This is a genomic window from Pseudomonas paraeruginosa (genome assembly GCF_003025345.2).
GTDB classification, from domain to species: Bacteria; Pseudomonadota; Gammaproteobacteria; order Pseudomonadales; family Pseudomonadaceae; genus Pseudomonas; species Pseudomonas paraeruginosa.
The window spans coordinates 3987752-4000180 of record NZ_CP020560.1 but is presented as its reverse complement, the minus strand read 5'-3'; the positions used below and the strand labels follow the sequence as shown (position 1 = coordinate 4000180).

At 69.0% G+C, this 12429-nt stretch carries 11 protein-coding genes; 2 read left to right on the top strand and 9 right to left on the bottom strand.

Going from position 1 to position 12429, the window contains the following annotated elements:
• The first annotated feature begins 234 nt into the window (after positions 1-234).
• Positions 235-630, top strand: a complete 396-nt coding sequence (locus B7D75_RS18915; protein WP_003150970.1) for a protease inhibitor Inh/omp19 family protein — start codon at positions 235-237, stop codon at positions 628-630.
• A 176-nt stretch (positions 631-806) separates the two neighbouring features.
• On the opposite strand, the gene B7D75_RS18910 is transcribed toward B7D75_RS18915, so the two are convergent.
• Positions 807-2432, bottom strand: a complete 1626-nt coding sequence (locus B7D75_RS18910; protein ID WP_043101959.1) for a methyl-accepting chemotaxis protein — start codon at positions 2430-2432, stop codon at positions 807-809.
• Positions 2433-2680: 248 nt separating this feature from the next.
• On the opposite strand from B7D75_RS18910, the gene lhpD reads away from it, so the two are divergent.
• Positions 2681-3685 carry a bifunctional delta(1)-pyrroline-2-carboxylate/delta(1)-piperideine-2-carboxylate reductase gene (lhpD, locus tag B7D75_RS18905; RefSeq protein WP_107114326.1) on the top strand — a complete coding sequence of 335 codons (1005 nt, stop codon included), beginning with the start codon at positions 2681-2683 and terminating at the stop codon, positions 3683-3685.
• A 113-nt stretch (positions 3686-3798) separates the two neighbouring features.
• On the opposite strand, the gene B7D75_RS18900 is transcribed toward lhpD, so the two are convergent.
• From B7D75_RS18900 to B7D75_RS18865, 8 genes are all read right to left on the bottom strand, one after another.
• Positions 3799-5379 carry an aldehyde dehydrogenase (NADP(+)) gene (locus B7D75_RS18900; protein ID WP_107114325.1) on the bottom strand — a complete coding sequence of 527 codons (1581 nt, stop codon included), beginning with the start codon at positions 5377-5379 and terminating at the stop codon, positions 3799-3801.
• 66 nt (positions 5380-5445) lie between these two features.
• Positions 5446-6363, bottom strand: a complete 918-nt coding sequence (locus B7D75_RS18895; protein WP_012076614.1) for a dihydrodipicolinate synthase family protein — start codon at positions 6361-6363, stop codon at positions 5446-5448.
• A gap of 150 nt (positions 6364-6513) precedes the next feature.
• Complete coding sequence (locus tag B7D75_RS18890) at positions 6514-7548, bottom strand: trans-3-hydroxy-L-proline dehydratase (protein WP_003157813.1); 1035 nt, start codon at positions 7546-7548, stop codon at positions 6514-6516.
• Between the two features lie 24 nt (positions 7549-7572).
• Positions 7573-8295, bottom strand: coding sequence for an amino acid ABC transporter ATP-binding protein (locus tag B7D75_RS18885; protein ID WP_107114324.1), 723 nt, complete (start codon positions 8293-8295; stop codon positions 7573-7575).
• Positions 8292-8936 (bottom strand): amino acid ABC transporter permease, encoded by a 645-nt coding sequence (locus B7D75_RS18880; protein WP_058161939.1) that lies wholly within the window; start codon positions 8934-8936, stop codon positions 8292-8294. The genes B7D75_RS18885 and B7D75_RS18880 overlap by 4 nt, the downstream gene beginning before the upstream one ends.
• 10 nt (positions 8937-8946) lie before the next feature.
• The gene (locus B7D75_RS18875; protein WP_043101969.1) at positions 8947-9612 is read right to left on the bottom strand and encodes an amino acid ABC transporter permease; all 666 of its coding nucleotides are present in this window, start codon (positions 9610-9612) and stop codon (positions 8947-8949) included.
• Positions 9612-11354 (bottom strand): cis-3-hydroxy-L-proline dehydratase, encoded by a 1743-nt coding sequence (lhpI, locus tag B7D75_RS18870; RefSeq protein ID WP_107114323.1) that lies wholly within the window; start codon positions 11352-11354, stop codon positions 9612-9614. The genes B7D75_RS18875 and lhpI overlap by 1 nt, the downstream gene beginning before the upstream one ends.
• Before the next feature lie 58 nt (positions 11355-11412).
• The gene (locus B7D75_RS18865; protein ID WP_012076610.1) at positions 11413-12234 is read right to left on the bottom strand and encodes an ABC transporter substrate-binding protein; all 822 of its coding nucleotides are present in this window, start codon (positions 12232-12234) and stop codon (positions 11413-11415) included.
• Positions 12235-12429: the final 195 nt, after the last annotated feature.

Here is a 12429-nt window from a genome sequence, read left to right as displayed (position 1 = left end):
GTTCGGTGCGGCGGTACGAACCGCGTTCCCTGGCGAAGAGGGACGCACGACGGTGGGGCACTGTTCGAATGGATAGGTGTCTTCGCCGCGGGCGACGTTGTGAACTGTGGCGCGCCAGCGCGACGGGCCGGAAAACCGGCGGACGAACGGAGGTTCGCGACGGCTGGCTTGGAGCGACGTTCTTGGCGACGATGGTCGCCGGCGTGCGCCGCGCTTCTTGAAGGAGAACTCTCGATGTCGGCAAGCGCGAAGCTCTCCAGGATGGTTTGCTTGCTCACCGGTTTTTTCAGCACAGGTATCAGTATGGCCAGCAGTCTGATTCTTCCCAGCGCCACCGATCTCGCCGGACGCTGGACCCTGCAGCAGGACGAGGCGCCCGCCATCTGCCAGCTGGAGCTGCGCGCCAGCGAAGTGGCGGAGGCCAGCGGCTATGCCCTGGGCGGCGACACCGCCTGCCTGAAGCGCTGGCTGCCCAGCGAGCCGAGCGCCTGGCGGCCGACGCCGGCCGGCATCGCCCTGCTCGAGCGTGACGGCCTGACCCTGATGCTGCTCGGTCGCCAGGGCGAGGGTGACTACCGGGTGCAGAAGGGCGACGGCGGGCAGCTGGTGCTGCGCCGCGTGGCGCCCTAGGCCCTGTACGAAAAGTGCCTGCGCGCTACGCGCCTAATGCTTCGTTAAAAATCGATTCGGAATGCTCATTGACCGCTCGTAAACTCGTGTGCGAGCCCAATCCGCTTCCTCACCGATTCTCGCCTGGCCTTACCTTCGCTCGGCTGCTTTTCGTACAGAGGCCAGGCGGCTGAGAGTCAGATCACGAAGCGACCGATCATGCCCTTGAGGTCGTTGGCCAGGCGCGACAGCTCGTGGCTGGCACCGCGGGTCTGCTCGGCGCCCTGGGTGGTCTGCACGGAGACGTCGCGGATGTTCACCAGGTTGCGATCCACCTCGCGTGCCACATGGGCCTGTTCCTCCGCCGCGCTGGCGATCACCAGGGTGCGTTCGTTGATCCGCGAGGCGTGCTCGGCGATCTCGCTCAGGGCGTGATCGGCGGCCTCGGCCTCGTCGAGCATCTGCCGGGCACGCTGGTCGTTCTCCTTCATCGCGCTGACCGCGGTATCGGTGCCTTCCTGCACGCTGGCGATCATGCCCTCGATCTCGTGGGTCGACTGCTGGGTGCGGTGAGCGAGGGCGCGCACCTCGTCGGCGACCACCGCGAAGCCGCGTCCCTGTTCGCCGGCGCGGGCGGCCTCGATGGCGGCGTTGAGCGCCAGCAGGTTGGTCTGTTCGGCGATCGCGCGGATCACGTCGAGCACCTTACCGATGTCCTGCGCCTGGCTGGCCAGGCCTTCCACCAGGCGTGCGGTCTGGCCGATTTCCTGGTTCATCTGGCGGATCGAGCGGACGGTCTGTTCGACCCGGGCGCGGCCGGTGCCGGCCGCCTGTTCCGAGAGGGTCGAGGCTTCGGCGGTGGAGCTGGCGTTGCGCGCGACTTCCTCGACCGCCGCGCTCATTTCGTTGACCGCGGTGGCGGCCATCTCGATCTCGTCGTTCTGCCGCGTCAGCGAGCGGTTGCCTTCCTCGGTCACCGCATTCAGCTGTTCCGCCGCGGAGGCGAGCAGGGTGGCGGAATCGCCGAGCTGTTCGATGGTGTCATGCAGGCTGGCCTGCATGCTGCGCATGGCGTTCATCAACTGGGCCGGCTCGTCGCGACCCTCGCTGGTGATCTCGCCGGTCAGGTCCTGCGCCGCGATGCGGTCGGCGCAGGCCACCGCCTGGCGGATCGGCACGACGATGCTGCGGGTCAGCAGCCAGGCGATCGCCACGCTGGCCGCCAGCGCCACCAGCAGCACCAGGAGAATCGCGCGGGTTGCCCGGGCGTAGACGTCGGCGGCGTCTGCCACGGAAGCGCGGGCAGCCTCGCGATTGACCACGATCAGTTGCTTGAGGGTCTGCTGTACCTGCTCGTAGCGCTGCAATTGCGCTCCGCCCATCAACACGCTGGCTTCATCGGTGCGGTTCTGCCGAGACAGGGCGAGCAGGGCAGCGTGTCCTTCGAGGTATTCCTGCTGGCGCTGGACGAACTGGTCGAGCAACTGTCGTTCCTCGTCCAGGGCCAGCAGAGGGCGGTAGTCGTGTTCCACCTTGGCAAGCGCGGCTACGATCCTGTCCATTTGCTGTTCCTGCTGCTCCATGCGTCCCGCATCGTGCAGCAATACGTGGTTCATCTCGCCCAGGCGCAGTTCGCTCATCAGGCTGCTGAGCTGGGCGGAAGCCTCGACGCTGGGTAGCCAGACCTCGCCGATGTCCTTGGCGGCTCGGTTCAGCGAGCCCATGCGGGTGTGGGCGAACAGGCCGAGCGCCACCAGCAGCAGGGCGAGGATGGCGAAGCCGATGATGGCGCGTGGGGCGATGGCGATGCGACGAAGAATCATGTTGGGTCTCCGACCAGGCTTGGGAAGATGCTCGGTCCCTATAGCGGAGAGGGGGAGGGGTTTCTTGATGGCTTGCGGGTTAATTGGAATTCTCCTACTGGTTTTGTAGGTTTTATCTGTAGGTTTATTGCCGGTATCGAAACTCCGGGAGGTGGTGTGCCGTTTTCGGCATCCTCCCGGTCGATTGAAATCAAGAGAACACCGCCGCGACGGGCGACCCTACGGGATCAACGAAGAAGGAGAAGCGCGTGATTCGAATGACTCTGGATGAGGTGCGCGAACTGGCTGTGCGCATCCTGCGCCGGCATGGCTTCGGCGAGGCCCATGTGCAGGCGATGGCCGACACCCTGGTGGCGGGAGAGCGCGATGAATGCGCTTCCCATGGCATCTGGAGGTTGCTCGGTTGCATCGCCACCCTGAAGGCCGGCAAGGTGTCCGCCGACGCCGAGCCGGAACTGCACGATGTCGCCCCGGGCCTGGTACGGGTCGACGCCCATGGCGGGTTTTCCCAGTGCGCCTTCCGCCTGGGTCTGCCGCACCTGGTGGAAAAGGCGCGCAGCCAGGGCATCGCGGCGATGGCGGTGAACCGTTGTGTACACTTCTCCGCGCTGTGGGTGGAGATCGAGGCGCTGACCGACGCTGGCCTGGTGGCCCTGGCGACCACCCCGAGCCACGCCTGGGTGGCCCCGGCGGGAGGGCACAAGCCGATCTTCGGCACCAATCCGATCGCCTTCGGCTGGCCGCGCCCGGATGGTCCGCCATTCGTCTTCGACTTCGCCACCAGCGCCGTGGCGCGCGGCGAGATCCAGCTGCACGAACGCGCCGGCAAGCCAATCCCGCTGGGCTGGGGCGTGGACGAGCAGGGCCAGCCGACCACCGACGCCAGCGCCGCGCTGCGTAGCGCCATGCTTACCTTCGGCGGACACAAGGGCTCGGCCCTGGCGGCGATGGTCGAACTGCTCGCCGGACCGCTGATCGGCGACCTGACCAGCGCCGAGTCGCTGGCCTACGACGGGGGCAGCGGTTCCTCGCCTTATGGCGGCGAACTGCTGGTCGCCATCGATCCGCGACGCATGCTCGGCGCCTCGGCACAGGAGCACCTGGCCCGCGCCGAGACGCTGTTCGAAGGCATCGTCGGGCAGGGGGCGCGGCTGCCCTCGCAGCGACGCTTCGAAGCGCGCGCACGCAGCGCCAGGGATGGCGTGGCGATTCCCGAAGCGTTGCACCGGGAGTTGCTGGCGTTGCTGGAGTGAGCGTAAGGCGAGGGGCATGCCGGGGCTGACCGGGCAGCGTGGCGTAGCGAGAACGACTGCGCAGGGCGGATAACGCCAACGGCGTTATCCGCCATCCAGGCTTCCAGGCGTGCTCAATCCAGGGCCTCGCGCGTGCTCCGGCCATCGACCAGGCGCAGCAGGCCTAGCGGGTTAGCGTTCTTCAGCGCGTCCGGGAGCAGGTTGTCGGGGTAGTCCTGGTAGCACAGCGGGCGCAGGAAGCGTTCGATGGCCAGGGTTCCCACCGAGGTGCCGCGGGCGTCGGAGGTGGCCGGGTAGGGACCGCCGTGGACCATGGCTTCGCACACCTCGACGCCGGTCGGATAGCCGTTGAGCAGCAGGCGCCCAGCCTTGTGCTCGAGCAGCGGGACCAGCCCGGCGAATGCCGCGAGGTCGTCCTCGTCGCCGACCAGGGTCGCCGTCAGTTGCCCGTGCAGGCCGTCGAGCGCGCGGGCCAACTGGTCGGCGTCGACGGCCTCGACCACCACGGTGGTCGGGCCGAACACCTCTTCCTGGAGCAGCGCGTCGCCTTCCAGCAACAGCCGCACGTCGGCCTTGAACAACTGCGGGTGGGCCTGGCGACCCGTCTGCGCCGCGCCGGCCAGATGCGCGATGCCGGGGTGCCCGGCGAGGCGCTGCAACCCCTCTTCGTAGCTGCGCAGGGTGCCGGCGTTGAGCATGGTCTGTGGCGGCCGGGCGACCAGTTCCTCGCCGAGGGCGCCGACGAAGGCGTCGAAGGCGGGGCCGCGCAGACCGAGCACCAGGCCCGGCTTGGTGCAGAACTGGCCGCAGCCCAGCGTCACCGAGGCGGCCAGCTCCTCCGCCACTTTCCGGCCGCGCCGGCGCAGGGCTCCGGGGAGCACCAGCAGCGGATTGATGCTGCTCATCTCGGCGAACACCGGGATCGGCTGTGGCCGCGCCGCGGCCAGGTCGCACAGTGCGCGCCCGCCCTTGAGCGAACCGGTGAAGCCGACCGCGCGGATGGCTGGATGGCGCACCAGCGCCTCGCCGACGCCGTTGCCGTAGACCATGTTGAATACCCCGGCCGGCATGCCGCTGTCGGCCGCCGCCTGGAGGATCGCGTCGGCCACGCATTCGGCGGTGGCCATGTGCCCGCTGTGGGCCTTGACCACCACCGGGCAGCCGGCGGCCAGGGCGGCGGCGCTGTCGCCGCCGGCGGTGGAGAAGGCCAGCGGGAAGTTGCTGGCGCCGAACACCGCCACCGGGCCGAGGCCGATCCGCCACTGGCGCAGGTCGGGGCGCGGCGGGGTGCGCCCGGGTTGCCCGCGATCGATGCGCGCGCCGTGGAAGTCGCCACGTCGCAGGACGTCGGCGAACAGCCGTAACTGGTTGGCGGTACGTGTCCGTTCGCCCTGGATGCGTGCGGCGGGCAGCGCGGTCTCGCGATGGACCAGGGCGACGAAGTCGTCGCCCAGGGCGTCGAGGCGCGCGGCGATCGCCTCGAGGAATCCGGCGCGGCGCGCGGCGGACAGCTGCCGGTAGTGTGGATAGGCGCGTTCGGCGGCGCGGGCGGCGGCGTCGACCTCCGCCGCGGTGGCCTGGACGAAGGTGTAGGGCAGCGCTTCGCCGCTGTCGGCGGCGAAGCTGCGCAGGATGACATCGCCGGCGGCGCTGCGGGCGCCACCGATGTAGTTGTGACCGAGGATGCTGGGCATGGGGCCTCCCTGGAAAATGGACGGCGGAATTCCCGCCGCCCCTGGGAACGCGGCGGCGGGTGCGGGCTACAGTCCCACGTCCGGCAGCGCCGGGCGGCTGGCCAGGGCCCTGGCCATGATCCGCTCGACGTGCTCGCGATCGGCGCCGCGCAGGGCCAGGCGCGGCGGGCGGGTGAGGGCGCTGCCGCGACCAGCGAGCTCCTCGCAGAGCTTGATGCACTGCACCAGGTCGGGACGGGCGTCGAGATGGAGGATCGGCATCAGCCACTCGTAGATCGGCATCGCCTCGGCGAAGCGCCCGGCCCTGGCCAGGCGGAAGATGGTCTCGCCTTCCTTCGGGAACACGTTGGACATTCCCGAGATCCAGCCCTGGGCGCCCACCGCCACGCTTTCCAGGACCACGTCGTCGAGCCCGGCGAAGAGGATGAAGCGTTCGCCCACCTGGTTGCGCACGTCGATGAAGCGGCGGGTGTCGCCGGAGCTGTCCTTGAAGCAGACGATGTTCTCGCAGTCGGCCAGGGAAACCAGGATGTCCGGGGTGACGTCGTTCCGGTAGATCGGCGGGTTGTTGTAGACCATCACCGGCAGGTCGGTGCCGCTGGCCACGCTGCGGAAATGCTCGGCGGTCTCGTGCGGCTTGGAGGAATAGACCAGCGCCGGCATCACCATGATGCCGTCGACGCCGACCCGCTCCACCGCCTTGGCCACCTTCGCCGCGCCGGCGCTGGTGAACTCGGCGATCCCGCAGATCACCGGCACGCGGCCGCCGGAGGCATCCTTGGCGACCTCCGTGACGGCCATCTTCTCCTCGATGGTCAGCGAGGTGTTCTCGCCGACGCTGCCGCATACCACCAGCCCGGACACGCCGTCGCGCACCAGGTTGGAAATGACCGTGTGGGTTTCCTCCAGGTTCACCGAGAAATCGGCGTTGAATTGGGTGGTGACCGCGGGGAATACGCCGCTCCAGTTGACGTGCTTGCTCATGCTTTCTCCTTTCTTCGTATTTCGTATACGAATTCAGTCGGACCGCTGCGGTCCGAGTCACAGGGCGACGGCAGCGTTCGCCGTCGTGGGCGATCCGGTACGCGCCGGATCGGTTTCCGCCCGGCCGCTGCCTGCGGTCGGGCGGGGTGGTCAGCAGTGGCCGGCGGGCCAGGTGTCGGACAGCCGATAGCCTTGCGGCCAGGGATCGTCCGGGTCGAGCAGGTGCTGGTGGATACCGGTGATCCAGGCGCGCCCGGACAGGCACGGAAGGATCGCCGGACGGCCGCCGAGCTCGGTCAGCGACTCGATGTGGCACTGGAACTCCGAACCGATGATCGAGCGCCCGACGAAGCGTTCGCCGACCCGCAGCTGGCCTTTCGCCTGGAGCACCGCCATCCGCGCCGAGCAGCCGGTGCCGCAGGGCGAGCGGTCGATTTTGCCGGGGCGGATGACCACCGCGTTGCTCGCGCCGAGGACACCGTCGCGGCGCTCCGGCGGCGCGGCCAGCTGGCAGAAGGACAGGTGGTCCCAGTCCGGGTTGGTCGGGTGGACGAAGCCCAGTTGTTCGTTGGCCGCGCGGGTGATCTTCAAGCCGGTGGCGACCAGCTCGGCGGCTTCGTCGGGGCGCAGGGCGAAGCCCAGGCGCCGGGCGTCGGCGATGACGAAGCTGTCGCCGCCATAGGCGGTGTCGACCTGTAGCGAGCCGAGGCCCTCGACTTCGATCCAGGCGTCGAGGCGGTCGGCGAACGACGGTACGTTGCGGATTTCCACCCGCTCGGCCTTGCCGTCGCGGCATTCCGCGCGGGCCTCGATCAGTCCGCCCGGCGCTTCCAGCAGCAGCCGGGTCAGCGGTTCGTTCATCGGCAGGATGCCGCTGTCGAGCAGCACGGTGGCCACGCACAGCGAGTTGGAACCGGACATCGGCGGGGTGTCGGCCGGCTCCATGATGATCCAGCCCATCTGCGCGCGCGGGTCCCTGGCCGGCACCAGCAGGTTGACGTGGCGGAACACCCCGCCGCGTGGTTCGTTGAGGACGAAGTTGCGCAGGTCCTGGTCTCTGGCGATCCAGCGCGACTGCTCCCAGAGGCTGGCGCCGGGCGGCGCGGCGACGCCACCGACGATCACGTCGCCGACCTCGCCTTCGGCATGGCAACTGACGATGTGGACGATCCGCTTCGAACGCATGGTTGTCTCCTGTCCAGGGCGGGCTCAGAGCACCGAGCGGAGGAATTCCGCCGTCTCCGGCCGCTGCGGGTTGCCGATCACCTGGTCGGGGGTGCCGATCTCGTGGACCAGGCCATTGCGGAAGAACGCCACCCGGTCGGACACGTCGCGGGCGAAGCGGATCTCGTGGGTGACCAGGACCATGGTCATGCCTTCCTCGGCGAGCAGGCGCATGGTGTCGAGCACCTCGCCGACCAGTTGCGGGTCGAGCGCCGAGGTGGCTTCGTCGAACAGCATGTAGTCCGGCGACATCGCCAGCGCCCGGGCGATCGCCATGCGCTGTTGCTGGCCGCCGGAAAGGCGCTGGGGGAAGACCTTGAGCTTGTCGCCGAGACCGACGTGGGTGAGCTGCTTCAGCGCCATCGCCTCGGCTTCGGCGCGGCTCCTGCCGAGCACCTTGCGCGGCGCGAGCATGACGTTTTCCAGCACGGTCAGGTGGGGGAAGGCGTTCCACTGCTGGAAGACGATGCCGATCTTCCGCCGCAGGCGGTTGAGGTCGGTACCGCGGGCATGCACGTCGATGCCGTCGACGCGGATGCTGCCGCGCTGGATCGGCTCCAGGCCGTTGATGCACATCAGCAGGGTCGACTTGCCGGAACCGGAGCCGCCGATGATCGACAGCACCTCGCCCTTGTCCACCCTCAGGTCGACGCCCTTGACCACCTCGAACTGGCCGTAGGCCTTGTGCACGTCGCTGATCTCGATCATTGCTGCCATCTCCGTTCCAGCCGGGCGCCGAGTCGCGCGACCACCCAGCTCATGAGGTAATAGACGAGCCCTGCGATGCAGAGCACGAACAGCGGTTCCTGGATGCGCGTGACGATGGTCTGCGAGGCGCGCAGCAGTTCGACGATGCCGATCCAGAGCACCAGCGAGGTGTCCTTCATCACCGACAGGGTCAGGTTGACCCAACCGGGGAAGGCCACCCGGGCGGCCATCGGCAGGACGATGTGGAACAGGTCCTGGCGATAGCTCAGGCCCAGCGAACGCGCCGCCCGGCGCACGCTCGGCGGTACCGAGAGGACGCCGCCGCGGACCACCTCGGTGCAGTAGGCGGCGGCGTACACGCCGAGCACCAGGCAGGCCACGGCGAAGGCGCTGCAGTCGAGGCCGAGGATGCTCTTGAAGGAATTGAGCAGGACGAACTGGATCAGCAGCGGCACGCTGCGGCATACGTCGAGCAGCGCCGCCAGCGGCAGGCTGGCGCGTGGCAGCAGGGCGCGGAGCAGGCCGAAGACCACGCCCAGCAGGGTGCCGACCAGCATCGCCAGGGCGGTGATGGCGAGGGTGGTCCAGGCGCCTTGCAGGAGGAACAGCAGGTCGTTGGCGGTGAGGCTGGTGGTGAACACGGCATTCCCCTCAGTAACGGAACAGGCGCCAGCCCAGCAGGCGGGCGGCCAGCACCAGCAGCTTGGCCATGGCGAAGTAGAGGACGGCGGCCAGGGCGAAGTACTCGAAGGTGCGGAAGGTCTTGACGTTGAGCGCCTGGGTGACGCCGGTGAGGTCGTCGGTCAGGCCCACCACCACGCCGAGGGAGGTCATCAGCATGGCCCAGACCAACTGGTTGGTCAGTGGGTAGAACACCACCCGCAGCAGCTGCGGGATCACCACCAGGCGATAGGCCTGTGGCGCGCTCATGCCCAGCGAGCGGGCTGCCCGCAACTGGGTCTCGGGCACCGCCTGGAGGCCGCCGCGGAAGGTCTCGGCGAGGTAGCCGGCGTTGTTGAAGGTGATCCCGGCGAGCAGGGCGAACCAGGAACCGACGTGCAGGCCGAAGGAGCCCAGGCCGAAGTAGAGGATGTAGATCTGGAACAGCGCCGGGGTATTCCGCGCGATGGAGATCCAGGCTCCGGCGGCGGCGCGCAGCGGGCGGTTGCCGCCGAGCCGGGCGAAGGCCAGGAGCAGGGCGATGAGGATGCCGAAGAGCATCGACAGCGCGGTGACCTGGAGCGTCACCAGGCTGCCGGCGAGCATCTCCGGCAGGGCGTTGAACGCCGAGCGCCAGTGGAAGGTGTAGTCGAACATCAGCGATCCTCGCTCAGCCAGGCGGGCAGCCCGGCGCGGGCCCGCCCGTCGATGGCGGCCTCGACGCAGCCGGCGAGGCCGGCGAAGCGTACCTGGCGGCCGATCAGCCCGGGGGCGTAGTGGGCATACTTGGCGGAGTTGGTCATCAGGGTGCGCGCGCCCGGCGGCACCAGCGGTTCGTCGAGCATGCACCAGCAGGTGTCGGTGACCAGCCGCGCGCCGAACGCCCGCAGCGTCGCCAGGTGCCCGGCCGCTTCGGCCTGGGCGACGACCTGGCGGCTGCTGGTGATCACCAGCGCTACCTCCGGGTGTCTGCGGCGGCCGTGGCAGAGCGCGGCGAGCTGGGCGAATTCGCTGGCGGAGAAGTGCGGGTTGCCCAGCGCCACCAGGTCGATCCGCGCCTCGCCGGCGCTGTCCAGCTCGCGCCAGGCGTCGCGCAGGCGCTCGCGACCGACCAGCAGGGTCCGCCGCGGCGCGCGGCCGCCGAAGGCGCTGGCCAGGTCGGGGGCTTCCGGGGTGACGCCGATGACGTGGAACATCGGCACCGAGGAACTGGTGCCTAGCGCCGCGCCGAACGCCTTGAGCGCGTCGCGGTCCGGCTGCCGCTGCCGCAGGCCGTCGATCGCCGGGATCTGTCCGTCGCAGAGCAGGCCGCAGAGGTAGCCGAGGGTCGGGAAGAAGGCATCGTCGACGCAGCCGAGGTCTTCCACTTCGATCAGCACCCGTGCCTGGCGCTGCTCGTCGAGGTGGCAGCCGGCCAGCGGCGCGCGACCGGTGAGGGCGCAGCAGAGGTCCATGAAGTCGGCGTACTTGTTGGTGCGCGCGCCGAGCACGCTGTTGGCGAAGAGCACCGCGTTGGACTCGGCCCAGGCGATCTGCTCGCCGGCCCGCGCGCTGTCGTCGAGCAGGTAGGGCGCGCAGGTGAAGCTGGGCTGCGCGCCCATGTCGAGATAGGCCTGGGCCAGGGCAGCGGCCGGCTCGCCCAGGGCGGCGGGTACGCCCTGTTCGCGCCAGCGGCGCTGGTCCACGGAGATGGCGTTGAGGGTGGTCGGTACCCGCACCCGGGCACCGAGGTCGCGCAGGGTCTCGGCGAAGCGCAGGCCGGCCGGGCCGGTGTAGATGCAAGCGTCGATGTGCGCGCGCTGGATGTCGACCAGCCGTTGCGCGCCCTGCAACGCCGCCATGCGCAGGACGATGCGCATCGCCAGGCGCGCGGCTTCGCCGTGTTCGCCGGCGAGCAGCGCCTGGTCGAAGGCATCCAGTTGTGGGCCGGCATCGGTCGCTGGTGTTTCGGCGGGCTGTGCCGGCAGCGGCGGCGGGGCATCGTGGTGGAGTTCCAGGCGACCGTCGGCCAGGCGCGCCCAGGGATAACCGGCGAGTTCGTCGAAGCGCTCGCCGAGGCAGGCGATGGGTAGCGAACGGCCGAACAGTTCCTCGGCGACGATCGCGCCGAGGGCGAGGATATCGTCCGGTTCGCGCAGGAGGATCGCCGCCGGCGCACGTCCGCCGAGGATCAGTTCCAGCAGTACGCTGCTGCCGGTACAGGAGCCGCGCCCACCGGGAATCGCCAGCAGCCTGCCGTGTAGATGGCGGCCGCTGAGCGGGTGGTGACGGTCGATCACTTCCGCGCTGCGCGGGTCGACGCCGCCCCAGAAGCTCAGGCCGGTCGGGGCGTACAGCAGTTCGCCGGACGCGCTGCCGGCGACCAGGGTACGGGGAACGATGAGGTGAGCGTGCTTCATCGGCGCATCCAGGGCGTGGGGAAACGGCGCGGCCCGACGACGGACCGCGCTCTCGGTTTCAGCGATAGACCGCGCTGGTGGTCAGCTCCGGCGCCTTGCCACCGACCCATTTCTGCGCCAGTTCGGCGTAGCGGCCGGTGCGCACCTGCTGGTTGATGAACAGGTTCAGGTAGTTGAGCAGGCCGTACTCGTTGCGCTTGGCGCCGAGGGCCACGTAGTCGATGTCGTAGGGCGCGTCGCCGGCGATCTTCAGGCCCTTGTACTTGCCCGACTTGATCCACGAGGCGGCGACGGTGGAAGAGACGACCGTGGCGTCGATATGCCCCTGGCTGATCGCCAGGGCGGTGTCGGCCTCGGACTGGTAGGCGCGGAAGCTGCCCTTGGCATCGCCCCAGGCCTTGCTGTCCTTCTCCAGGGCCAGCGCCTCGAAGGTGCCGGCGGTACCGCCGACCGGGCGGCCCTTGAGGTCCGCGTAGCTGGCGATGCCGGTGTCCTCGCGGGTCAGCACCACCTTGACGAAGGCGAAGTAGGGGATGCTCATGCCGATGGTCCTGGCCCGCTCCAGGGTGTCCGAGGTGGATGCGACGATCACGTCGGCGCGACCTGACACCAGCGCCGGGATGCGGTCAGGAAAGGGCGTCTCGACGATCTCCGCCTTGACGTCCAGGGCCTTCGCCAGGTCGTTGCAATAATCGACGTCGAAGCCCACCGGGTTGTTCTGCGCATCGCGCGAGCCCATCGGCGGAAAGTCCAGGGTAACGGCGCAGCGCAACTTGCCGGACTCGATGATGTCGTCGAGCTTGTCGGCCTGGGCGAGACCGGCGAGGGAACAGCCCAGGGCGGCGGTGAGGGCTAGGGCAAGGGTCTTCTTGGTATTCATTGGGGGCCTCGGCGATGCGGTTGAGCAGAAAGATGGCGAATCGCGTATTTGTGATTTCGTATACGATATTTTCAATGAGCAATGGCTGTGCCAGGACCTCGTCCGACGCCGATAAAAACCTTTCGCTGGAGCGCGACCGCTTTGCCTGGCGCGTCGCTGCGCCGTAGCGGGTCGGACCGCGCCCCGATCGGGCGC

Coding starts and splice junctions, on each gene's coding strand:
- B7D75_RS18875 (WP_043101969.1), bottom strand. CDS start 9,612: ATGTTCGACTACACCTTCCACTGGCGCTCGGCGTTCAACGCCCTGCCG.
- B7D75_RS18890 (WP_003157813.1), bottom strand. CDS start 7,548: ATGCGTTCGAAGCGGATCGTCCACATCGTCAGTTGCCATGCCGAAGGC.
- B7D75_RS18895 (WP_012076614.1), bottom strand. CDS start 6,363: ATGAGCAAGCACGTCAACTGGAGCGGCGTATTCCCCGCGGTCACCACC.
- lhpI (WP_107114323.1), bottom strand. CDS start 11,354: ATGAAGCACGCTCACCTCATCGTTCCCCGTACCCTGGTCGCCGGCAGC.
- B7D75_RS18910 (WP_043101959.1), bottom strand. CDS start 2,432: ATGATTCTTCGTCGCATCGCCATCGCCCCACGCGCCATCATCGGCTTC.
- B7D75_RS18865 (WP_012076610.1), bottom strand. CDS start 12,234: ATGAATACCAAGAAGACCCTTGCCCTAGCCCTCACCGCCGCCCTGGGC.
- B7D75_RS18885 (WP_107114324.1), bottom strand. CDS start 8,295: ATGATCGAGATCAGCGACGTGCACAAGGCCTACGGCCAGTTCGAGGTG.
- B7D75_RS18900 (WP_107114325.1), bottom strand. CDS start 5,379: ATGCCCAGCATCCTCGGTCACAACTACATCGGTGGCGCCCGCAGCGCC.
- B7D75_RS18915 (WP_003150970.1), top strand. CDS start 235: ATGTCGGCAAGCGCGAAGCTCTCCAGGATGGTTTGCTTGCTCACCGGT.